This is a genomic window from Sphingobium sp. FG125 (assembly GCF_057809795.1).
Genome location: NZ_JBMDKQ010000007.1, coordinates 172,519 through 192,266, shown reverse-complemented (window position 1 = coordinate 192,266; position 19,748 = coordinate 172,519). Strand labels below are relative to the sequence as shown.

The window sequence follows — 19,748 nt, the reverse complement described above, 5'->3', positions numbered from 1 at the left end:
CGATGGCGCTGATTGCGGTCGAACCGGGCATGGTGGCGGCGGTCGTCACCCATCTGGAAATGCGCGAACGCCCTCGCCCCGCGCCGATCCCGCCCGCGCCGTTGCAACTGGTGCGGTGGAAGGTGGCGAAACTCGACACCTATCGCGCCCTGTTCCGCCGGGTGGGTGAGCCATGGCTGTGGTTTTCGCGGCTGGTGATGCGCGACGAACCACTGGCTGCGATCATCCATGATCCGGCGGTAGAGATTTACGCCGTGACTGACCCGCGCGGCATAGAGGTCGGGCTGCTGGAGCTGGATTTCCGCTCTATGCCCGACTGCGACCTCAGCTATTTCGGGCTGGTGCCGCGATTAAATGGCAAAGGTCATGGCCAATGGCTGATGGCGCAGGCCAAGGCGCTGGCGTGGCGCAAGGGGGTGGAGCGCTTACGGGTCCACACCTGCACCCTCGATAGTCCGGCGGCGCTGGGATTTTACGTCAAGGCCGGGTTCGTGGCGACGAAGCGCGAGATCGAGACATTTGCCGATCCGCGCCTTGCCGGCATTGTACCACGTGACTGTGCGCCGCATGTGCCGCTGCTGGATCAGGCCGCCGACGCCTGACGGTAGAGGCGGGCGATCATGACCAGCATGTAGACCTGAATCACGGTCGAGATGGCGGCGGCGGCAACCCCGCCAGCCAGCCGCGCCGCTTCCGCGCCACCAATCAGGCTGCCGAGCAGGCCAAATATCGCCTGCGACGCTGTACTCGCAACCGCCGACAACAGGGTGATGATCAGGATGAAGGCCAGCAACCGCCAGAAATGGCCGCGCGTGAGCGCCCATGCCTGACGCAGCGAGGGCATGACGCCCGCACTGCCGTCGATCACCACCGGATTGAGCAGCATCAGACGGATACTGGCAAACAGCGCGACCCCGGCCAGGCCGAATCCCAACAGGGCCGCGACGCCCGCCGCCAGCGCCTTCGACACCAACGATAACAGGACCATCACGATCACGACTGCCAGCGCAGCCACCAGCAGCGCGCCGATGACGGCCAAGGCCGTACCGATCAGCACTGGCAGGCGATGGAAGCCGAGGCGCAGAGCCTCGCCAACGCTGATGCCCGGACGCAGCGCGAGCGCGAACAAAGTGAGCGAACCGAACCAGACGAGGAGAATCGCAACCGTCAGCCCCAGCCAGTAGCTGGCCGGAACCGCTGGCATGGCAGAGGCGGTCGGTGCCAGCGACCAGGCGGCCAGTTCCGGCGGGGTCATTTCCTGCAGGATCAGGCCGGGCAGCGCCACGAACAGCAGCGCCACCGGAAACAGCAATGTGGCTTCGCGGGCGACGAAGGCCACTGCCTCCTCCCACGCCTTGCCGATCGACATCGTCGCCATATCTTGAATTGCCTGCCTGATAGCTGCGTAAAATCGGGTGGAGACTTGATCGCTCGTCCGGCCCAAGTCAAGGAAGGGTCATGAGCCAAACTCCTCCCTTTCCCGCTGACGTTGAATGGCGCGTGGACAGATTGCCTGTCGCTTACCCGCAAGCGCTGGCGGACATGGAGGCGCGGGCCGCCGCGATCCATGCGGGCGAGGCGGGTGAGCGGGTCTGGCTGATCGAGCATCCGCCGCTCTACACCGCGGGAACCAGCGCCGATCCCGCCGAACTGATCGACCCGCGCTTTCCCGTGTATGATGCCGGGCGCGGCGGGCGCTATACCTATCATGGGCCGGGGCAGCGGATCGGCTATCTCAACATCGACCTTGGCAAACGCGGCAAGGATGTCCGCAATTTCGTCCATCATCTGGAAGGCTGGATGATCGCGGCGCTGGGCGATGTCGGCGTGGCCGCGCGGCGGGCGGAGGGGCGGATCGGCATCTGGACCGACGACGCGCAGGGGCGCGAGGCGAAGATCGGCGCGCTGGGCATCCGGGTGCGACGCTGGGTCACGCTCCATGGCTTTTCGATCAATGTCGATCCCGATCTGTCGCATTTTACCGGCATCGTGCCGTGCGGGATCAGCGACTATCCAGTCACCAGCATCGCCGCGCTGGGCGGCAGCGCCTCCATGGCCGCGCTGGACGAAGCCTTGTACGCGCATTTCCCTGCTTTTCTCAATCGCTTGGGCCGATGCGGCACGGGGGTTGAGCAATGCGGGACGGACCGCTAGGGTCTGGCCTTTCGCCGGGCGGAGGCTGCCGGGCCTGAAGGAGAGCCGGATGCGCCGGAACGCAAAAATTGTTCCTTTCGCCATGCTGTTCGCACTCGCCGCCTGTGGCAGTGCCGATAAGGGCGGCAACAAGGTCGAGATGAAGGATATGGAAGTGGTGGATGGCACCGCGACCGACGCCATGACCGATCTGGACGGGGTGCAGAGCGAAGGCACGGCGGTCGCGCTGCCGAGCGGCAATGCAGCCGACAATGCGGGCGCTGCGGCGGCCAAGCCTGCTGCCGAAAAGGCGCAGGGCGAGGATGCCGAGGTTCTGGCCGATCAGTGACGGTTCAGGTCTGATAGTGTTGATCGAGAGAATATGAGGGGGACATATACCGTCCCGTTGGAGAGTATCGTTTCATGAGCTTCCGTTCCCCGTTGCGCCCCATCCTTGCGGGTCTGGCGCTGGCCGGCGCGCCAATGATGGCGCAGCCTGCCGCCGCACAATTTTTCTGGTCTCCACCCGACCTGTCCGCGCCGCCGCTGACCGATGCGGCCGCCGCGACGGCGATGGGCCTGCCGGGCGCCAATGCCGCCGAGATCAAGGCCGGGCTGGTGTGGAATCTGCGCGCCGCGCTGAATATTGCCGCGCTGCAATGCCAGTTCGAGCCGACGCTGCTGGCGATCAGCAATTATAATGCGATGATCGCCCATCATGATGCAGAGCTTGATTCGGCGCAGACCGTGCTGCTGGGTTATTTCCAGCGCACCGTAGGCAAGGGACGGCCGGGGCAGGCCGCGTCGGACCAATATGGCACGCGCATCTATTCGGGTTACTCTACGGTGCAGGCGCAAAAGGGCTTTTGCCAGGCGGCGACCGTCGTCGGGCGGCAGGCGATCTTCGCCGATCGCGGCACGCTGCATGAAGTGGCGCGCAACGGCCTTGCCTCGATCAAAAAGTCGCTCGTGGTCGCGGGTGAGCAATATTATGGATCGCCGGGCTACGACTATAGGGTCGCTATGCCCTCCTTCTCTCCCCAATGCTGGAAGAAGGGCGTCCTGCTGCCCGCGTGCCAACAGCAATGGAATGCGCAGACGGGCGTGACGCAGCCTTAGAGCGCGATGATTTCTGGGTGAAACTCCCAACCTCCGTTCGTTTCGAGCGAAGTCGAGAAACCGAGCGCAGGGGTTTCTCGACTTCGCTCGAAACGAACGGATCACCGTAAAGCCATCACGCTCTAAGTCCGCGCCTATCGCAGGCCCAGATATTTATGGGCCTGCACCGTCAGCCGCCAGCGCGGGCGGTCCATGACCAGCGCGATCGCGGCTCGGGCATTGTCCTGCGCATGGGGGTCATCGAGCGGCTGGAGCAGATGATGGGCGAAGGCCCATTGCTCCATTGCTGCGACGTCGGTGAGCGAGTGACCGCCGCCCGGCTGGGGCCAGACCAGCTTCAACTCATGGCCTTCGCGCTGCACGACCTGGCTGCCCGCCTTGGGGCTGATGCAGATCCAGTCGATGCCGGGATGGACCGGCAGCGTGCCGTTGCTTTCGATCGCGATGGTGAATCCGCGGGCGTGGAGCGCATCGACCAGCGCATCATCGACCTGTAACATCGGCTCTCCGCCGGTCAGCACGATATAGCGGCCCGGCTCGCCCTCGCCCCAAAAGCCCAGCGCAGCGTCGGCCAGCGCGTCGGCATCGGCGAATTTGCCGCCGCCATCGCCATCGGTCCCGACGAAATCCGTGTCGCAGAAGCGGCAGATCGCTTGCGCCCGGTCCTGTTCGCGCCCGCTCCACAGGTTGCAGCCGGCAAAGCGCAGGAACACCGCGCGCCGCCCTGCCTGCACCCCTTCCCCCTGAAGGGTCAGGAACATTTCCTTGACCGCATAGCTCATCGTCCGCCGCCGTTCAGGGTCGGGTGGCGTAGATGGTGGGGTCGGGCAGGCCCGCTTCCTCAAATCCCTTGGAGCGCAGGCGGCAGCTGTCGCACAGGCCGCAATGCTTGCCGTCGGGCGTCGGGTCATAGCAGGACCAACTGACCCCGGCATCCAGCCCCAGGCGATGGGCTTCGCGCACGATATCCGCCTTGCTCATATGTTGCAGCGGGGCGTTGATGCGAATCGGGTGGCCTTCCACCCCCGCCTTGGTGGCGAGGGCTGCCATGGTCTGGAAGGCGTCGATAAATTCGGGGCGGCAATCGGGATAGCCCGAATAATCGAGCGCGTTGACGCCGATGAAAATGTCGCTGGCCCCCGCCACTTCGGCCAGTCCCAGCGTCAGCGACAGAAAGATGGTGTTGCGGGCGGGCACATAGGTGACGGGAATGTCGTCGCCCACCCCGCCTTTCGGCACGGCGATATCGGCGGTCAGTGCCGATCCCCCAAAGGCCGTCAGGTCAAGCGGGAGGACGATATGGCGCATGGCGTTGAGCGCCTGCGCGACTTTGCCAGCCGCGCGCAATTCAACGCGATGGCGCTGGTTATAGTCGATCGACAGGGCCAGCAGATGATAGCCAGCCTCACGCGCCAGACCGCCCGCGACCATCGAATCAAGGCCGCCCGATAGCAGGACGACGGCGAATTTTCCTTCATTGGCACCCATGGCCCCGCGCTACCGCCCGCGACGCGCCAGTGCAAGCATGGTGCGCTTATTGGCAGGCACCGATGCGCCGGGCTTCCATCGCAAAGGCGAAGGGCGCGCCATCGGCGATCCCCTGCGAACTGATCTGGACCAGCCGGGGGGTTTCGACGCGCAGGTCGGTGCGGCCATTGCCCGCCGCCGCGCAATCATAGGTGACGGTCGCCATGGTGGCGGCGTCGCTGACGACGAAACTGCGGCACAGCCTTCGGCCATGGCGAATCTGGAGCAGCTGGCGCAGGTCGGTAACGCACAACTTGCGTATTTCCCCGCCTTCGCCGCGTTCGTGCAATTCCCATTGCCCGGTTTGCAGCGGACGCAAAGCCGCGAGCGTCGGGACATGGGCTGCCCCGGCCCAACTCGCCATCATCATCGCTGCCGCGACGGCCAGCGTCCGCAGTCCGTTCCTTGCCATGATCCTAGCCTGTGTCCCGCCATGGGTCGCGCGCCGGGTGAGCCGCAATCCAGTCATCCGACGCATGACGCGCAATTACGGCATTTTGATAGCGCGAACGGACGGCCTTGCCCAAATTACAAATATCGTTAGCGAAATGATTGCGCTTAATGGGTCGTGAAACTGTCAAGCGCCAATGGGAAGATGCGCGAGCAAAAGGCGCAATCGACGCCGATAATGCCGTCACTGTCCGCCATGTCGACCCGCTCCTCCGCCGGGAAGCGGCCGATGACATCACGAATATGGGCAATGTCGCAGCGGCACCCCTTGGCCAGTGGCGACGGATCGGTGACCCGCACTTCCGGTTCCTCATGGAACAGGCGCCAGACGATGTCGGTCAGTGGCAGCGCCTCGTCGGTCAGTTCCGCCTTGCCCAGCGTGATCCCCAGCGCCTGGACATGCTCCCATTCCGGGTGATCGTGGCGGACATGCAGCCGCTCCCGCCCCACTTCGCCTTCGGGCAGATGCTGGATCAACATGCCACCGGCTATGCAGCCCTGCCCGGCGTCATGACGGGTGCCCATGCGGATGATGCTGGGGATTTGTTCGGACTGGAAGAAATATTGCTCGGCCGCATCGGCCAGCGTTTCGCCATCCAGCGGCACGATGCCCTGATAGCGTTCGCCGGTGACCGACTGGTCGAAAGTGATGGCAAGATAACCCTTGCCGAACAGGCCGAACAGCGTCGGATCAGGGCCAAGCTCGGCCAGCCGGTCGGCGTCGAACTTGGCATAGCCGCGCAGCTCGCCATTTTTATAGTCCGCGACCAGCAGCCGCACGACGCCATTTTCGGTCTGCGCCTGAAGCGTCAGCTGGCCGCCCGCCTGCTTGAGCGTGCTGCCCAGCAGCGCGGCCAGAACCAGCGCGGACGCCAGTAGCCGCTCGATCGGCGGGGGGTAAGCGTGAGCGGCCAAGACCTGATCCAGCACCGGACCCAGCCGCACGATTCGCCCGCGCGCATGACGCGACGGGATGGTGAAGCCGATGGCATGGTCGATAGGGGAAGGCAGGAGCTTTGTTCCTTTTGATCCATTCGCCCCCGGACATTCTCCGGGGGCGAATGGGAATGTAGTGCCCGAATATAGGGCGGCTCTAAAGCTTTCCAAGCGCCCAGAGCAGGACCGACTTCTGACCATGGATGCGGTTTTCCGCCTCGTCCCAGATCAGTGACTGTGGGCCGTCGATCACCTCTGCCACTACTTCCTCGCCACGATGGGCGGGCAAACAGTGGAGGAATTTGGCCTGTGGCCTGGCCCCGGCCATCAGCGCGGGCGTGACCTGATAGGGCATCATGGCCGCCAGTTTTTCTTCCGCATGGGACTGGCCCATCGAAATCCAGGTGTCGGTGACGACGACATCCGCGCCCGCCACCGCCGCGACCGGATCGCGGGTCAGGGTGATGCGCGCGCCCTGTTTTTCCGCGACCGCGGCGAAGGCCGGATCGGGATCATAGCCCTGCGGCACGCCGATGCGGACGTCGAACTTCAACAGGCCCGCCGCCTCGATGATCGAATGGAGGACGTTGTTGCCGTCGCCCAGCCAGGCCCACTGGCTGCCGGGCAGCGCCAGCCCATGTTCCACCACGGTCAGCAGGTCCGCTACGATCTGGCAGGGATGCGACAGGTCAGTGAGGCCATTGATGACCGGAACGGTGGCGTAATGGGCCATCTCCTCGATCTTGGCATGATCGTCGGTGCGGATCATGATCGCGTCGCACATGCGGCTGAGCACGCGAGCGGTGTCGGCAACTGTCTCGCCCCGGCCCAGCTGGCTGGTCGCCCCGTCGAGGATCAGCGATGTGCCGCCCAACTGGCGGATCGCCATGTCGAAACTGACGCGGGTGCGGGTCGAGTTTTTCTCGAAGATCATCGCCAGCGTGTGACCCGCGAGTGGCGCATCAGCGTCGACGCGACCCCTGGGCCAGCTGGCCCGCGCGGCCTTGCGGTCGATGGCGTCGGCAATCATTGCGGCGATGGCGTCGCCGCCTGCGTCGGACAGGTTCAGGAAATGTCTGGTCATTGGAAGTTTTCTCCGCTTCCAACCGCCGTTCGTCCTGAGTAGCCATTGAGCGAAGTCGAAATGGCGTATCGAAGGAATATGCTTCGATACGGGTCTTCGACTTCGCTCAGCCCCTACTCAGCACGAACGGGGTGTATGTTCAGGCCGCCTGGGCCTCCGCATAGCTGCGCGCGCCGGCGGACAGCTTTTCGATACATTCGGCGATATGGCTTTCGTCAATCACCAGCGGCGGCAGGATTCGGACGACATTCTGCCCCGCCGACACGGTCAGCAGGCCATGATGGTCGCGCAGATGAGCGACGAAGCTGCGCGCCTCGACACTGTCGCTCAGCTTCACGCCCAGCATCAGCCCCATGCCGCGCACGTCCTGGAACAGGCCGTCATGGTTGGGGATCAGCTGTTCCAGTGCCGCGCGCAGGCGTGCGCCGATCGCCTTTACATGGTCCATAAAACCGTCCGACATGACTTCTTCCAGCACCGCCAGACCCGCCGCCATGGCAAGCGGATTGCCGCCATAGGTGGTGCCATGGGTGCCAAACACCATGCCCTTGGCCGCTTCTTCGGTCGCCAGGCATGCGCCCAGCGGGAAGCCTGCGCCAATGCCCTTGGCCACCGACATGATGTCGGGCGTGATGCCATATTGTTCATGCGCGAAGAAGGTGCCGGTGCGGGCATAGCCGCACTGGACCTCATCCAGGATCAGCAGCAGGCCATGATCGTCGCACGCCTTGCGCAGGCCGGTCAGGAATGCGTGGGTAGCGGGTGTCACGCCGCCTTCGCCCTGCACTGGTTCCAGCAGGAAACCGGCGGTGTTGTCGTCAATCTGTGCCAGCGCGGCGTCCAGATCGTTGAACGGCACCACGGTAAAGCCGGGCAGCAGAGGCTCGAAGCCGTCGCGCATCTTGGGCTGGCTGGTGGCCGAAATCGTCCCCAGCGTCCGCCCGTGAAAGGCATTGTCGAAGCTGATGATCTTGTGCCGGTGCGGCTGCCCGTTCACATAATGATAGCGGCGCGCGGTCTTGATCGCGCACTCGACCGCTTCGGCGCCCGAATTGGTGAAGAACACCGTGTCGGCAAAGGTCGTATCGACCAGCTTCTGTGCGAATTTCTCGCCCAGCGGCATCCCGTAGAGGTTGGACACATGCATCAGCGTCGCGGCCTGATCGGCAATCGCCTTCACCAGCTTGGGATGGCCATGACCCAGCAGGTTCACCGCGATGCCGCTGGCGAAATCGAGATAGCGCTCGCCGCGCTCACCGATCAGATGGCACCCCTCGCCTCGCACCGGACGAACATCGCACCGGGGGTAAACGGGCATGAGCGGCGTAATCGACATGAGCCTTCCCTTTCTGGGCTTGATGCGCGTCCTTGCACGAAGGACTGATGGTACAACGCAAAAAGGCGGCCCCCGCCGGGCCGCCCTTTGCGAGCATCGCCTATACAGACGCCCTGTTGGGGGTGCAACCCCGCAACACAGGCCATTCGGGTAGCTGTGGCCTTACCCGATCTGGTTCCAGGCGTCGGCGATTTCCGCGACCAGTTCGCGCGCCTGATCGACCGGCTGCGCCGACCTTTCCTTGGCCCCGACCAGCAGCAGGCGGCGTGCTTCGCGGTAGATTTGCGCCAGACCCACGGAAATGTCGCCACCCTTGTCGAAGTCGAGGCTCGATTCGAGCGCGAAGAGGATCGACATCGCCCGCGCCTGCTTGTCGGACACTTTCATCCGGTCGCCATTGCGTTCGGCCAGTGCCGCCGCGTCCATCGCGATCAGCAGTTCGTCGAACAAGATCTTGACCAGCGCATGGGGGGTCGCGCCTTCGGTCCGGCTGCCCGAATGGACCGCCGCATAGCGCCGCGCCGCCGTGTTGCCTGCATAACCCTGATTATAGAACATCGTCGTCGCGTCCCCGGTTAATTGTCGCTGTTGTTCCAGATTTCAATCTGCTGATCGAGATAGCTCTGTGTCGCCTTGAGCGCGGTCAGCCGCGTTTCCATCTTGGAATAGACGCTGGTCAGCTGCGCTTCGTAGTTGGCCATTTGCGTGTCGAGCTTTTCCAGCTGCTCGGTCAGCGTTTCGGCCAAAGCCTTATATTTGGCCTGCGCCTGCACGAATGTGCCGTCATTTTGCTGAATCGTATCGCGCACGCTGTCCATCAGGCCTGCAAGCCCCGGCGTGGTAGCCGAAGAGACGGCCGGATTGAGCAGCTGGGTAATCGCGGCAGGATCGGCTGCGATCGCCTTGTCCAGCGTATCGGTATTCAGCTTGAGCGTGCCGTCGCGGTTGGTGGCGACGCCAATGTCCGACAGCGTCTTGTACGCGCCGGTGGCCGACAGCGCCGTGGATGTCATCGCCGACAGCTGACGGCGCATGTCGCGGATCGACGCTTCGCCATTCAGCACGCCTGCGGACGATGAATCGGCCCCGGTGCTCGTTGCGGCGTTCAGCCCTTTGAGCAACGTATTATAGGCGTTGACGAATTCGACCATCAGGTCGCGCAGCGACGTCGTGGGTTCCGTACTCGCCAGTGTAACCGTGGTCCCCGGTGCAGCCTTGTTCAGGTCGATCCGCAGATTGGCGATCGCGGTATCCACGGTGTTGCTGGCATAATGTTGTTCCACCCCGTCCAGCTTGATGATCGCATTTTGCGGCGTGGCTTTCGACACCATGGTCGCGCTGTCCGTGCCATTCCATGCGAAAGCAGCAAGATCGACACCGCTGACCGATGTAAGCGAGAAATCATTGGCTGCGCCGGTCGCGCCCTTCATCACCAGCCGCGTCCCCTGCGTATCCGTGACGACGGATGCGGTGACGCCAAGGCCCGATGCGTTGATCGCTTCGGCCAGGCCCGTATAGCTGTCGTTGGTTGCGGTAATCGTGATGGCTGCGGTGGAGCCGCCGACCGTGAGGGTCAGTTCGCCCTGCCCTACCGCGCTGGCGGCCGTTGCGCCGGATACCGGGTTTGACGCCAGGGTGCGGGCGGAGGCGAGTTGCAACACTTCGAGTTGAGCCGGTAACCCTTTGGGCACGCCACCCGGCAGCAGGCTGACCGAGGCGATGCTGGGGTCGTTGGACGCCGGGGTGCCGGCAAAGCCGGTGCCAGACAGCAGGCTGGTCAACGCATCAGCGAAGGTATCGAGCGAACTGGAGGCAGACGCCAGCGCGGAAATCCGCGCGCTGTTCAGGCTCTGCCGGTCGGTGATCACCTTTTCCTTGGGATCGCGCGTAGCGGCGACCAGGCTCGTCACGAGCGACCTGGTGTCGATGCCCGATCCGATGCCGAGCGCGGTGGTGATATTGCTGCTGACCGATTCCATTGCGCCGTCCCTTCAGAGGAAAGAACGGCGCTAGCGACAAGACCTTTAGGAATGATTTTCGCGCGCGCGGTCAGTTGGCGGAGGCAAGCACCTGATCGACCGTGCCGCGATTGACCGAGCTTTGGGCCATTTGGGCATAAGCCGCCTGTTCAACCATGCGCCGGGCGACCACGGCGGCATGTTCGACCGCTTCCTTGCTGGCGGGCGGCAGAGGCACCAGGATGATCGGCACCGGCATCAGCGCCTGAATCGCGCCTGCGGCGGCATCGATGCTGGGCGGGTTGGTCGCCGATCGCAGGTCAGCCAATATGTCGGCAATCTCGACATGGACCTTGGCATATTCAGCGGCGCTGGCGACATCTTCGTCGATCGACGCACGGTCGATCTGCGGCGCTGTGGTGCGCGCGCCAGGTGCTTCGCGATCCGATCGACCGCCTGACGCAGGCGGGACAGGCTGCACCGGGGACAGTGCACGCGGCGTTGCCCGGTCTATCGGCGATACTTCGCGGCGTGAACCATAGTCGCTCATGACGCACCATCATAATGCGTCCCCGTGAAGAGAGTACGGACGAGCGCAGCTAAACTTTAATTCACCACGACGGTTTTTTGCTGGCGCGACAGATGGAGGGCAAGAAGAATGGGGATAAGGCCCGGCCCCGGCACCCCGGCCATGCCCGCGACGATCTGAAGCAGGGGCAGGAAGAAGGCGAGCAAAGGACCGATCCGCCCCTGCCCCGCGGCCAGCGCCAGCACTGCGACGGCGGCAAGCGCCAGCGTGTCATAGGAGAGCATATAGGGGGTGGCCGAGACGGCGCAGGCGACGAACAGAAGATTGGCGCGCAGGTCGTGGAGTGCGGGGCGCTGGCGGAAGCGGTGCCAGACCAGCACAGCGGCAAGCAGCGCCAGCGCCATCTGGAGCGCGCTGGCGACCGGGATGGGGACGCCGATAACGCGCAGGTTCATGAACAGTGTCGGCATGAACGGCCCGGCGAGATGATCGGGATCGCTCAGCACCAGCGACTGGTTGGCAATCCCGGCGGAGACGTAGACCTGCCAGATGTCGATGCCCCAGATCAGCGCAACCAGCGCCGCCAGCGTCAGGCTGGACAGGGCAGCCGCAGCAAAGGCGCGCCAGTTGCCGGTCGCGACGAACAGCAGCGGGATCAGCAGGGCGAGCTGCGGCTTGACCAGCAGCAGGCCGACCAGCGCGCCTGCCAGCCAGGGGCGACTTTCGCGCCAGCGCAGCACGGTGAGCAGGATGGCGGCGGCAAGCAGGGCGAACTGGCCCGACATGATGCCGATCAGCGCAGCGGGCGCAACCAGAAGCAGCGCGATGATCCGCCAGTCGCGGGTCCACAGGCGTAACGCGACAGCGAAGCCGACAATGCCAGACGCGGTCCACAACAGGAGCGCGGGTAGATAGGGGAGCAGGCCGAACGGCGCGGCGATCAGCAGCGCAACCGGGGGATAGGACCAGAGCTGGCCGGGATAGCCAGCGCCGACGACGGGGCCAAGTGCCGCGAGATATGTCGGCATGTCGTAATAGCGGGCGGGGTCGGCTTGCCATGCGGCGCGGCCATACATCCAGATATTGAGGAAATCGCGCCCGACCACCAAAGATGTGCCGTCGCGCGGGATGCCGGGACCAAGGGTGAGCGTGAGGCAATAGGCCGGGACGAAGATCAGCAGCGTCAGGCCAGCGCCAATCCAGAGCAGGCGGAGCCTGTCCATGACGGTCGTTATCGTTTCTTGCCGTCCGCGTCGAAGCGCAGGTCGTCGGGGACGGTGATGAACGGGCGGTCCATTTCGCTCGCCATGCGGTTTTCGACCCGGAACACGAAGGCCAGCACGGTCGCAACCGCCATATAGAGGCCTTCATTGACGATCTGCCCGGCGCGCGAGGTGAAGTAGATGGCGCGGGCAAGTTCGGGATATTGCAGGACGGTCACGCCATTCTGGTCGGCCAGCTCGCGAATGGCGGCGGCGATCGCGTCGCTGCCGCGCGCGACCACAACCGGCGCGGCATCCACGCCGGGCTTGTAGCGCAGCGCGACGGCGAAATGGGTCGGGTTGGTGATGATGACGCTGGCTTCGGCCACGGCCTGCCGGGTGGAGCCGTTGAGCATTTCAAACTGACGGCGACGAATCTGGCCTTTGAGTTCGGGCGAGCCTTCGCTTTCCTTATGCTCATCCTTGATTTCCTGCTTGGACATGCCGAGCCGCTTGGCGCGCTGCATGATCTGCGCCGGGACATCGATGCCTGCGATCAGGAACAGGCCGCCCGCCATCACCAGACAGGTGAGGATGAACATATTGCCCAGGTCCGCCATGGCGGGCGCAATGCCCTGCTTGCCAAGGCCGATGATCGCGGTCAGCCGGTCCCAGATCATCCACACGCCGATGCTGCCGAGCAGCCCGACCTTGGCGATCGACTTGAGCAGTTCGATCAAGCCCTGGGTGCCGAATATCTTTTTGAGACCCGCGCCGGGGTTCATCTTCGACGCCTTGGGCGCGAAGGCACCGGGGCGGAAGCCGAGCGATCCCAGCAGGGCGGGCGCGGCGATGGCGGCCAGAAAGGTCGCCAGCATCACGCCCGCCACCGGCAGGGCGATGCCGGTCACAAGGTCCATCCCGCGTTCGGCCGGAGAAAAATCGACGATGTCGTCGCGCCGGAAGCGCAGCGCCTGGGTCAGCATGTCGGACAAAGCGTCGATGAGCGACGGCCCAGCCACCGCCAGCCAGCCGATGCCAGCCATCACCACCAGCGCCGTACCCAGTTCGCGCGACTGGAGGATGTCGCCCTTCTTGGCGGCATCCTGCAATTTCTTGGGTGTCGGTTTCTCGGTCTTTTCGCCGCCGCCGGGACTGTCCGCCATGGTCTAGCGTCCTTCCGCGATCGACTGGGCATGATCCAGCCCCGCCTTGAGCGCGACAGTCAGCCCTTCGCCCATGATCGGCGCGGCAATCGCCAGCAGCACCAGTCCCGCCATCATCGCCATCGGCATGCCGACCGCAAACAGGTTGAGCGAAGGCGCGGCGCGGGCCAGCATCCCCATGACGATCTGCACCAGCACCAGCGCAAAGCCGACCGGCAGCGCGACGGTGACGCCCGCGCCAAGCAGCGCGCCGCCAAATTCGACCAGATGCCAGACCGTATCGTTGGACAGCATCGCCGCGCCGGGAGGGAGCGCCTGATAGCTTTTGACCACAAACCCGGCGAGCAGCAGATGGCCGTCCATACCAAGCAGCAGGAAGGTGGCGAGGATGGAGAGGAATTGCCCCACTACCTGCGTCCCCTGCCCCGACGACGGGTCGACCATCGCCGCGAAATTAAGGCCCATGGCGTTGCCGATCGTTTCCCCCGCGACGAAGGCGGCGGCGTAACCGATCTGCACTGCGAAACCCATGGCAAGACCCGCCAGCACTTCGCCCGCGACCATCATCACGCCTTCAAAACTGGCGACGCCATCGGGCGGCAGGGTGATGGTGACGGTGTTGAGCGCGGCCAGACCCAGCGCGAGGCTGAGGATCAGGCGCAGTTGCAGCGGCACGGCGGGTGCGCCGAATACGGGGGCCGCGATGAAGGCCGCGCCGGGGCGGATCATGGCGATCAGCCAGACCCACAACTGGGCCTCTACCCCGGCGAAGCCCGGTGCGATCATTGCCCCTGCCTCACTGCAACAAGTCCGGTATCCGCTCGAAAATCTCGCGGGTGAAATCGACGATCAGCACCATGATCGACCCGCCGAACAGGGCGAGCATAGCGCCCACGACGATGATCTTGGGAATGAAGCTCAACGTCTGTTCGTTGATCGAGGTCGCGGCCTGCACCATGCCGATGACAAGGCCCGCGACCAGTGCGGGCAGCAGGATGGGCGCCGCAGCAAGCGCGGTGATCCAGAGCGCCTGCTGGGCCAGGCCCATGAAGAAATCGGCGTTTTCCATGCCCTACTTCCGTTCGCCCTGAGCGAAGTCGAAGGGTATGCCTGAGCGCAGCGAAGGCGCGGGCCTCGCCTCGCTCCGCTCGGCTGAAGGCTTCGACAAGCTCAGCCCGAACGGATGGTGGGTTATGGCGCAAATCATGTCGCGAACGACCCCGCCAAACTCCCCATGGTCAGCGCCCAGCCATCGACCAGCACGAACAGCAACAGCTTGAACGGCATCGAGATGATGGTGGGGGACAGCATCATCATGCCCAGCGCCATCAGCGTGGAGGCGACGACAAGGTCGATGATGAGGAAGGGGAGGAAGATCATGAAACCGATCTGGAAGGCGGTCTTGAGTTCGCTGGTGACGAAGGCGGGCAGCAGGATGGTGAAGGGGATGTCGGCGGACGTGCGGAAGGGCGGGGCTTCGGCGAGACCGGCGAACAGCTTGAGATCGCTTTCGCGGGTCTGCTTGGCCATGAAGCCGTGCAGCACCTTGCCCGACCGGCCAACCGCTTCCTCGATCGTGATCTGGCCCTTGCCATAGGGGTCGAAGGCCAGCTTGTTGATCTCGTCGATGGCGGGCCGCATCACGAACAGCGAGAGGAATAGCGAGAGGCCCAGCAACACCTGATTGGGCGGAGTCTGTTGCAGGCCCAGCGCCTGCCGCAGCAGCGACAGGACGATGATGATGCGGGTGAAGCTGGTCATCATGAGGATGAGCGACGGCAGCACCGTCAGCAGGCTCATGAGGATCAGGATTTGCAGGGAGAGCGAGAGCGAGCGACCGTCGCCCGAAATCTGGCCCATGGCGCCGCTCAGCGCGCCGCCATTATCGACCGGGGCGGCAGGCGCGGTCTGGGCAAAGGCGGGGGCGGTGAAAAGGAGAAGCGCCATCACCACCAACATCGCCATTACCGCGACGGCAGGAATGACGGATCTGGGTTTAGCGCAGGCGGGCATGGTCGCCTTCCGCAATCTTTTCGATGCGGCCGCGGGTGACGGAGAGGAGGATCTTCTTGCCCTCAAACTCCACGACGGCAAGCTTGCCGAATGCGCCCATCGGCAGCGCTTCGAGCAATTTGAGCGAGCGGTCACCCTGCGCGCCGATCATACCCGGCTGATATTTGCGCCACAGCCACAGCGCGCCAAAAGCCATGCCGCCGACCAGCGGCAGGAGGATCAGCAATTTGACGAAATACCAGACCATCATGAAGCCGCCCGCAGATTATGGTTAATGCCCTGCGTTCCGCAGTTTCGGCCCTTAAGGCAAGCGTAAAATCCGATGCGTGCGATCAGCCGCGTCGTTCGATGCCCGCCAGCCGGTTTTCGGTCGCGGCAATGTCGATGATGCGGATGCCATAGCGGCCATTGACGGTCACGACCTCACCCTTGGCGATCAGCGCGCCATTGACCATGATGTCGAGCAGATCGTCGGCCTGCCGGTCCAGCTCGACGATCGAGCCTTCGGCCAGGTCCATGACTTCAGCCAGGCGCAGCGAGGTCGATCCCACCTCCACCGACATGCGCACGGGAATGTCGGCCAGCAGCTTGAACTGGTGGTTGTTGGTCATCCGCCCGACCGGATCTTCTCCACGCTCCATGCGGGGGGCTTCGCTCATGTCACTCATTGGTCGGATCCTTGTACAATCTTTTCAATCTGGAAGGCGGCGCGGCCATCCTGTTCGCCGATACTGCCGCGCGCGACGATGCGGTTGCCCACGATCAGCGGCAGGCTGCGGCCGATGGTCACGGGAATGACGTCGCCGACCTTGAGCTGCATCAGCTCTGCCAGCGAGAGGTTGGGGCGGGCCAGCACGGTGCGGGCGGGCAGGCGAATGTCGCGCATCCGGCGGGCGATACGCGCCTGCCAGACGGGGTCGCTCTGTTCATCGTCGGCAGGCAGTTTGGTGCCCATCAGCGGCTCGACGGCGCGCAAGGCGGCGAGCGGAAAGACGAGATCGACCGGCCAAAGCTGATCGCGGGTGATGCTGATCATGAAGCGCTGGACCACCATCTGGTCACCCGGCTGGGCAGAGGCGGCAAAGCCGACCCCGGTTTCGCGCATGATCAGCGCCGGTTCCAGCGGCAATATGTCGGCCCAGGTTTCGACCAGGCGGGCGAGGAGGGATTCCGACAGGCGGGCGATCAGCCGGTCCTCGGTCGGCGTAAATTCGCCGCGCGGCGGCAAAGGGCGATTGCCGATGCCGCCATAGAAACAGTCGACCAGGGTGGAAATCATCGCCGCGTCCATGCGCAGCAGCACCTGCCCCTTGAGCGGGGACATGCGGTAGATGGAAATGCTGGTGAAGGCGGGCACCTGTGCCGACCAGGCGGCAAAGTCGAACAGTTGCGCATCCTGCGCTTCCACCTGCGGGCGTACGCCGCAGATCGGCTCCACCAAGGCACGGATGCGCCGGCCAAGCTTTTCGCCCAGCCGGTCCAGCCCCGACAGCATCATTGGTGCCTGCGATTCCCCCCGCCCGAAGGCGTAGGTCTGAACGTCGTCCATCTTGGTCCCCTGCCCTTCGGGTCAGGGGATTTCCCGACCTTTCAGACAGGCCTATTGAATAACGAAATTGGTAAAATAAACGTTATCAACACCGCCATAACCCGTTTTTTGCTTCAATATATCGTTAATAATGACCTTGATCTTGCCCTGGAGCGTCCGTTTGCCCTCCGGCGTCGACAAAGTCTCTTCCGGCTGCTGGGCGAGCATCATCAGCACCTGACTGCGGATCGCCATCTCGTGCGTCTTGATCGCATCGATGACGCGCAGGTCATAATAGGTCGATACCGCGACCGAAATCTGGGCGAAGGCGTCGGTGTCGGTCATGTTCGACGTGAAGGGGGTCTGGAGCTGGAAATAGCTTGCCTGATACGCGGCCGGATTGGCGGGCGCGGGCAGGTCTATGCCCTTGCCATGCGCGCCATGGGCCGCCGCTGCGCCTTCGCCATGCGGGACGGCATGGGCCTTGGCGATCTCCTCGGCGCTTTCGCCGGCCAGCACCAGCACGGGCTTGTTGGGATCTTCCTTTGGCCCTTCATCCTTGGGGCTGAAGAAACCAGCGGCATAGAGACCGCCGGCAGCGCCTGCGCCGCCAACCACCATGGCGATGACGATCAGCAGGATCATTTTCATGCCCCCGCCCTTTTTCTTCTTGGCCTTCGGCTCGTCGCTCATCGTTCATATCCCCCAGGATAGCGCTGGTCACGCATAGCGCGCGCGGATGGCTTGGCTGGCGGCGTCGCCAGTCTGCTCATGGTTAAGAACGGCAGGATCACCACCCGCTTTATGGGCGAGTGCGATATTTTCGCGTGGCTGCCAGCGGCCCTGCTGCTGCGACTGGCCCATGCCCGGCCCCGCGCCCTGCCCGTTGGCGGACTGGCTGTTTTGCTGGCCCGATTGCTGCTGGCCGGACTGTTGCTGGGGCGACTGGTCGGAGCGGCCAGCGTCGCTCGACTGCGGGGCGCGTTCGATCTTCACCTCGCTGATGCGGACCGCCGACAGGCCCGCGTCGAGGCGGAGCCGGTCGCTATCCTGACGCAGCGCAGCTTCGGCCATGTCGCTGGACACGGTGAGGCTGACCGCGGCGCCATCAATGCCCTGGCGGATATTGACGTCGATCGGGCCGAGCTGGTCGCTGCTGATCTGGAAGCGGCCCTGCGCGCCATTGGCGGACAGGCCGGCAATGTCGCGGGCCAGCCCGTCAATCCACTGGCCCGACACGCCCATATCGACAACCTGCGCGCCGAGGGTGGCGGAGAGATTGACGGTGGGGAGCGCGGCGGCGGCAGTCTGGGCGGTCAGCGTTGGCGTGACGGGCGCGGGGGCGACCGGTTCAGCGGTTTTGGCAATCGCGTCCGTTGTCGGGGCAAGGACGGCATCAGTGGGGGCCGTGCTGCTTTCAGCCACAGGCGCGGCTGCGGGATGCCGGGTCATGTGCTGGCGCGCGAACTGGAGCAGCGACAGGGCTTCCGCCTTGGCCGACACTGAGCTGGACATAGTGACGGGTGTTGCGATCGGGGCTGGGTCCGGCGCGGCTTCGGGCTGGGCTGGCTGGGCGATCGGAGTGGCAGGCGTTGCGATTGCCGGGGTGCCGAGCGGCTGGAACGCGGGCGCGACCGCAGCAGCCTGTGTTGGTGCGGGTGCGACCGTGGCTGGCGCAAGCCGGATGTCAGCCGCTTCCGCAGCGACGGGTACGCCTTGTGTCGGAATGGGGCTGACGACCGGGGCTGGCGCGACGGTGATATCAATGGGTTGTGCAGTCGGCGGCGCGGTCAGGTCCAAGTCCGCATTTGCAAAGGATTGCCGCACTGTAGCGACGGTCTGCACCGTAGCGGGGGATGCAACGCGCGGTGCGTCTGGCGATTGCTCTTCGGGGACGGAAGGCGGCGGCGCGGCAAGCGGCGTCATCACCATGGCGGGCGATGGGGGAGTAAGGGCGGACTGTTCGGGGCGTTCCGGTTCGGCGTCGGGCGACGCAGGCTCCGGGTCCGTCGCGGAAGCCGTGTCGGATGCCGCGGGGGGTGCGACCGGCGAGGACGCCACCTGGGCCGGGGTTGCATGATGTTGCGCCTTGGACGCCGGTTTGCCGGGCGTGGGATCGCTTTCCACGGGCAGGGCCGGGGCTGGTTGGGGCGCTGCATCGGTCATGGTCGGCGGGAGAGGATGGGCGGGCGTTGCTGCCACCTCAGCAGGGATGATGTGCGACGCGGCGAGAAGTTCCGCTACCGAGCCAATGGCCGCTGGCGGGTCGTCGGGGCGCTGCGCGAGCGGCTGGGTTGGTTCAGCGTTCCGGGCCGGCTCGGCGCTCCAGGCCGGTTCGGCGTCCCCGGCTGGCTCCGACACCGGCTGGGCCTGGGGCTGCGAGATGGGTAGCGGGCTTTGCGTAAGCGGCTTTGGCGCGGCGGTGATCGGCGCGCTTTGGGGCGGCGTGAAGGATGGCGCAGCAACCGGAAGCGGCAGGGCTTCGCCGTCCGTCTGGACAGGCGCATCCGGCAGAGGCGCATTGTCGCCCAGATCAGGTGCGGCAACGGGCATTGCCAAGGGCATCGTGCCATCGCCTTGTGGATCGCCCGCGACGACGGGGGATGTGGTTGGCGTGGCCGGCGTAACGACCGGCACAACGGTAGCGGCGTTCATCATCGCGGAGAAGTCAGGTGCGCCGTCGGGCGTCGCGGCGGGGGCAGTCTTGCCGGTGCCGAGTGGCGTGGAGGCGAAGAGAAGCGCCTTGAGGCTGGCGATCATATTCATG

The 19,748-nt window shown here is 64.7% G+C and carries 24 protein-coding genes; 4 read left to right on the top strand and 20 right to left on the bottom strand.

All coding sequences use genetic code 11. The features are described 5' to 3' along the window. The first annotated feature begins 2 nt into the window (after positions 1–2). Positions 3–602 carry a GNAT family N-acetyltransferase gene (locus ACODSR_RS09265; RefSeq protein WP_489075772.1) on the top strand — a complete coding sequence of 200 codons (600 nt, stop codon included), beginning with the start codon at positions 3–5 and terminating at the stop codon, positions 600–602. On the opposite strand, the gene ACODSR_RS09260 is transcribed toward ACODSR_RS09265, so the two are convergent. Continuing rightward, positions 584–1,378 (bottom strand): DUF7847 domain-containing protein, encoded by a 795-nt coding sequence (locus ACODSR_RS09260; protein WP_489075770.1) that lies wholly within the window; start codon positions 1,376–1,378, stop codon positions 584–586. The genes ACODSR_RS09265 and ACODSR_RS09260 overlap by 19 nt on opposite strands. A gap of 80 nt (positions 1,379–1,458) precedes the next feature. Between ACODSR_RS09260 and lipB the strand changes: the two genes are divergently transcribed. From lipB to ACODSR_RS09245, 3 genes are all read left to right on the top strand, one after another. Continuing rightward, complete coding sequence (gene lipB, locus ACODSR_RS09255; RefSeq protein ID WP_489075768.1) at positions 1,459–2,154, top strand: lipoyl(octanoyl) transferase LipB; 696 nt, start codon at positions 1,459–1,461, stop codon at positions 2,152–2,154. Positions 2,155–2,203: 49 nt separating this feature from the next. After that, positions 2,204–2,482: a hypothetical protein gene (locus tag ACODSR_RS09250; protein ID WP_489075766.1), complete on the top strand. Its 279-nt coding sequence runs from the start codon at positions 2,204–2,206 to the stop codon at positions 2,480–2,482. Between the two features lie 74 nt (positions 2,483–2,556). Beyond that, positions 2,557–3,252 carry a hypothetical protein gene (locus ACODSR_RS09245; RefSeq protein WP_489075764.1) on the top strand — a complete coding sequence of 232 codons (696 nt, stop codon included), beginning with the start codon at positions 2,557–2,559 and terminating at the stop codon, positions 3,250–3,252. A gap of 134 nt (positions 3,253–3,386) precedes the next feature. On the opposite strand, the gene queE is transcribed toward ACODSR_RS09245, so the two are convergent. From queE to ACODSR_RS09150, 19 genes are all read right to left on the bottom strand, one after another. Further along, positions 3,387–4,034, bottom strand: coding sequence for a 7-carboxy-7-deazaguanine synthase (gene queE / locus ACODSR_RS09240; protein WP_489075762.1), 648 nt, complete (start codon positions 4,032–4,034; stop codon positions 3,387–3,389). 13 nt (positions 4,035–4,047) lie between these two features. Further along, complete coding sequence (gene queC / locus ACODSR_RS09235) at positions 4,048–4,740, bottom strand: 7-cyano-7-deazaguanine synthase QueC (RefSeq protein WP_489075760.1); 693 nt, start codon at positions 4,738–4,740, stop codon at positions 4,048–4,050. 46 nt (positions 4,741–4,786) lie between these two features. Beyond that, entirely contained in the window at positions 4,787–5,191 is a 405-nt protein-coding gene (locus tag ACODSR_RS09230; protein ID WP_489075758.1) for a DUF3617 domain-containing protein, read from the bottom strand. Between the two features lie 146 nt (positions 5,192–5,337). After that, positions 5,338–6,240, bottom strand: a complete 903-nt coding sequence (gene hslO, locus ACODSR_RS09225) for an Hsp33 family molecular chaperone HslO (RefSeq protein WP_489075848.1) — start codon at positions 6,238–6,240, stop codon at positions 5,338–5,340. 82 nt (positions 6,241–6,322) lie between these two features. Beyond that, complete coding sequence (gene argF / locus ACODSR_RS09220; RefSeq protein WP_489075756.1) at positions 6,323–7,249, bottom strand: ornithine carbamoyltransferase; 927 nt, start codon at positions 7,247–7,249, stop codon at positions 6,323–6,325. A 139-nt stretch (positions 7,250–7,388) separates the two neighbouring features. Beyond that, entirely contained in the window at positions 7,389–8,585 is a 1,197-nt protein-coding gene (locus tag ACODSR_RS09215; RefSeq protein WP_489075754.1) for an aspartate aminotransferase family protein, read from the bottom strand. Between the two features lie 162 nt (positions 8,586–8,747). Further along, complete coding sequence (locus ACODSR_RS09210; protein WP_489075752.1) at positions 8,748–9,143, bottom strand: flagellar export chaperone FliS; 396 nt, start codon at positions 9,141–9,143, stop codon at positions 8,748–8,750. Positions 9,144–9,160: 17 nt separating this feature from the next. Then, entirely contained in the window at positions 9,161–10,564 is a 1,404-nt protein-coding gene (gene fliD / locus ACODSR_RS09205; RefSeq protein ID WP_489075750.1) for a flagellar filament capping protein FliD, read from the bottom strand. Positions 10,565–10,634: 70 nt separating this feature from the next. Continuing rightward, positions 10,635–11,093 carry a hypothetical protein gene (locus ACODSR_RS09200; protein ID WP_489075748.1) on the bottom strand — a complete coding sequence of 153 codons (459 nt, stop codon included), beginning with the start codon at positions 11,091–11,093 and terminating at the stop codon, positions 10,635–10,637. A 56-nt stretch (positions 11,094–11,149) separates the two neighbouring features. Beyond that, complete coding sequence (locus ACODSR_RS09195) at positions 11,150–12,295, bottom strand: glycosyltransferase family 87 protein (RefSeq protein ID WP_489075746.1); 1,146 nt, start codon at positions 12,293–12,295, stop codon at positions 11,150–11,152. Positions 12,296–12,303: 8 nt separating this feature from the next. Next, entirely contained in the window at positions 12,304–13,440 is a 1,137-nt protein-coding gene (gene flhB / locus ACODSR_RS09190; protein ID WP_489075744.1) for a flagellar type III secretion system protein FlhB, read from the bottom strand. 3 nt (positions 13,441–13,443) lie between these two features. Further along, on the bottom strand, positions 13,444–14,226 hold the full coding sequence (gene fliR / locus ACODSR_RS09185; protein WP_489075742.1) for a flagellar biosynthetic protein FliR: 783 nt from the start codon (positions 14,224–14,226) through the stop codon (positions 13,444–13,446). A 10-nt stretch (positions 14,227–14,236) separates the two neighbouring features. After that, positions 14,237–14,509, bottom strand: coding sequence for a flagellar biosynthesis protein FliQ (gene fliQ, locus ACODSR_RS09180; protein WP_489075740.1), 273 nt, complete (start codon positions 14,507–14,509; stop codon positions 14,237–14,239). Between the two features lie 134 nt (positions 14,510–14,643). Then, the gene (fliP, locus tag ACODSR_RS09175; RefSeq protein WP_489075846.1) at positions 14,644–15,405 is read right to left on the bottom strand and encodes a flagellar type III secretion system pore protein FliP; all 762 of its coding nucleotides are present in this window, start codon (positions 15,403–15,405) and stop codon (positions 14,644–14,646) included. A 31-nt stretch (positions 15,406–15,436) separates the two neighbouring features. After that, the gene (locus ACODSR_RS09170; RefSeq protein ID WP_489075844.1) at positions 15,437–15,700 is read right to left on the bottom strand and encodes a FliO/MopB family protein; all 264 of its coding nucleotides are present in this window, start codon (positions 15,698–15,700) and stop codon (positions 15,437–15,439) included. Positions 15,701–15,785: 85 nt separating this feature from the next. Continuing rightward, a complete protein-coding gene (gene fliN / locus ACODSR_RS09165) occupies positions 15,786–16,121 on the bottom strand; it encodes a flagellar motor switch protein FliN (RefSeq protein ID WP_119749112.1) in 336 nt (111 codons plus the stop codon). Further along, positions 16,118–17,002: a flagellar motor switch protein FliM gene (locus ACODSR_RS09160; protein ID WP_489075738.1), complete on the bottom strand. Its 885-nt coding sequence runs from the start codon at positions 17,000–17,002 to the stop codon at positions 16,118–16,120. Before ACODSR_RS09160 ends, fliN begins: the two co-directional genes overlap by 4 nt. A 51-nt stretch (positions 17,003–17,053) precedes the next feature. Continuing rightward, positions 17,054–17,674, bottom strand: a complete 621-nt coding sequence (locus ACODSR_RS09155; RefSeq protein WP_489075736.1) for a flagellar basal body-associated FliL family protein — start codon at positions 17,672–17,674, stop codon at positions 17,054–17,056. Between the two features lie 27 nt (positions 17,675–17,701). Next, the gene (locus ACODSR_RS09150) at positions 17,702–19,747 is read right to left on the bottom strand and encodes a flagellar hook-length control protein FliK (RefSeq protein WP_489075734.1); all 2,046 of its coding nucleotides are present in this window, start codon (positions 19,745–19,747) and stop codon (positions 17,702–17,704) included. Position 19,748: the final 1 nt, after the last annotated feature.

Bases quoted from the DNA above. Each gene is read 5' to 3' on its own strand.
- ACODSR_RS09265 (WP_489075772.1), top strand. From the start codon at position 3: ATGGCGCTGATTGCGGTCGAACCGGGCATGGTGGCGGCGGTCGTCACC.
- ACODSR_RS09260 (WP_489075770.1), bottom strand. From the start codon at position 1,378: ATGGCGACGATGTCGATCGGCAAGGCGTGGGAGGAGGCAGTGGCCTTC.
- lipB (WP_489075768.1), top strand. From the start codon at position 1,459: ATGAGCCAAACTCCTCCCTTTCCCGCTGACGTTGAATGGCGCGTGGAC.
- ACODSR_RS09250 (WP_489075766.1), top strand. From the start codon at position 2,204: ATGCGCCGGAACGCAAAAATTGTTCCTTTCGCCATGCTGTTCGCACTC.
- ACODSR_RS09245 (WP_489075764.1), top strand. From the start codon at position 2,557: ATGAGCTTCCGTTCCCCGTTGCGCCCCATCCTTGCGGGTCTGGCGCTG.
- queE (WP_489075762.1), bottom strand. From the start codon at position 4,034: ATGAGCTATGCGGTCAAGGAAATGTTCCTGACCCTTCAGGGGGAAGGG.
- queC (WP_489075760.1), bottom strand. From the start codon at position 4,740: ATGGGTGCCAATGAAGGAAAATTCGCCGTCGTCCTGCTATCGGGCGGC.
- ACODSR_RS09230 (WP_489075758.1), bottom strand. From the start codon at position 5,191: ATGGCAAGGAACGGACTGCGGACGCTGGCCGTCGCGGCAGCGATGATG.
- argF (WP_489075756.1), bottom strand. From the start codon at position 7,249: ATGACCAGACATTTCCTGAACCTGTCCGACGCAGGCGGCGACGCCATC.
- ACODSR_RS09215 (WP_489075754.1), bottom strand. From the start codon at position 8,585: ATGTCGATTACGCCGCTCATGCCCGTTTACCCCCGGTGCGATGTTCGT.
- ACODSR_RS09210 (WP_489075752.1), bottom strand. From the start codon at position 9,143: ATGTTCTATAATCAGGGTTATGCAGGCAACACGGCGGCGCGGCGCTAT.
- fliD (WP_489075750.1), bottom strand. From the start codon at position 10,564: ATGGAATCGGTCAGCAGCAATATCACCACCGCGCTCGGCATCGGATCG.
- ACODSR_RS09200 (WP_489075748.1), bottom strand. From the start codon at position 11,093: ATGAGCGACTATGGTTCACGCCGCGAAGTATCGCCGATAGACCGGGCA.
- ACODSR_RS09195 (WP_489075746.1), bottom strand. From the start codon at position 12,295: ATGGACAGGCTCCGCCTGCTCTGGATTGGCGCTGGCCTGACGCTGCTG.
- flhB (WP_489075744.1), bottom strand. From the start codon at position 13,440: ATGGCGGACAGTCCCGGCGGCGGCGAAAAGACCGAGAAACCGACACCC.
- fliR (WP_489075742.1), bottom strand. From the start codon at position 14,226: ATGATCGCACCGGGCTTCGCCGGGGTAGAGGCCCAGTTGTGGGTCTGG.
- fliQ (WP_489075740.1), bottom strand. From the start codon at position 14,509: ATGGAAAACGCCGATTTCTTCATGGGCCTGGCCCAGCAGGCGCTCTGG.
- fliP (WP_489075846.1), bottom strand. From the start codon at position 15,405: ATGGCGATGTTGGTGGTGATGGCGCTTCTCCTTTTCACCGCCCCCGCC.
- ACODSR_RS09170 (WP_489075844.1), bottom strand. From the start codon at position 15,700: ATGGTCTGGTATTTCGTCAAATTGCTGATCCTCCTGCCGCTGGTCGGC.
- fliN (WP_119749112.1), bottom strand. From the start codon at position 16,121: ATGAGTGACATGAGCGAAGCCCCCCGCATGGAGCGTGGAGAAGATCCG.
- ACODSR_RS09160 (WP_489075738.1), bottom strand. From the start codon at position 17,002: ATGGACGACGTTCAGACCTACGCCTTCGGGCGGGGGGAATCGCAGGCA.
- ACODSR_RS09155 (WP_489075736.1), bottom strand. From the start codon at position 17,674: ATGAGCGACGAGCCGAAGGCCAAGAAGAAAAAGGGCGGGGGCATGAAA.
- ACODSR_RS09150 (WP_489075734.1), bottom strand. From the start codon at position 19,747: ATGAATATGATCGCCAGCCTCAAGGCGCTTCTCTTCGCCTCCACGCCA.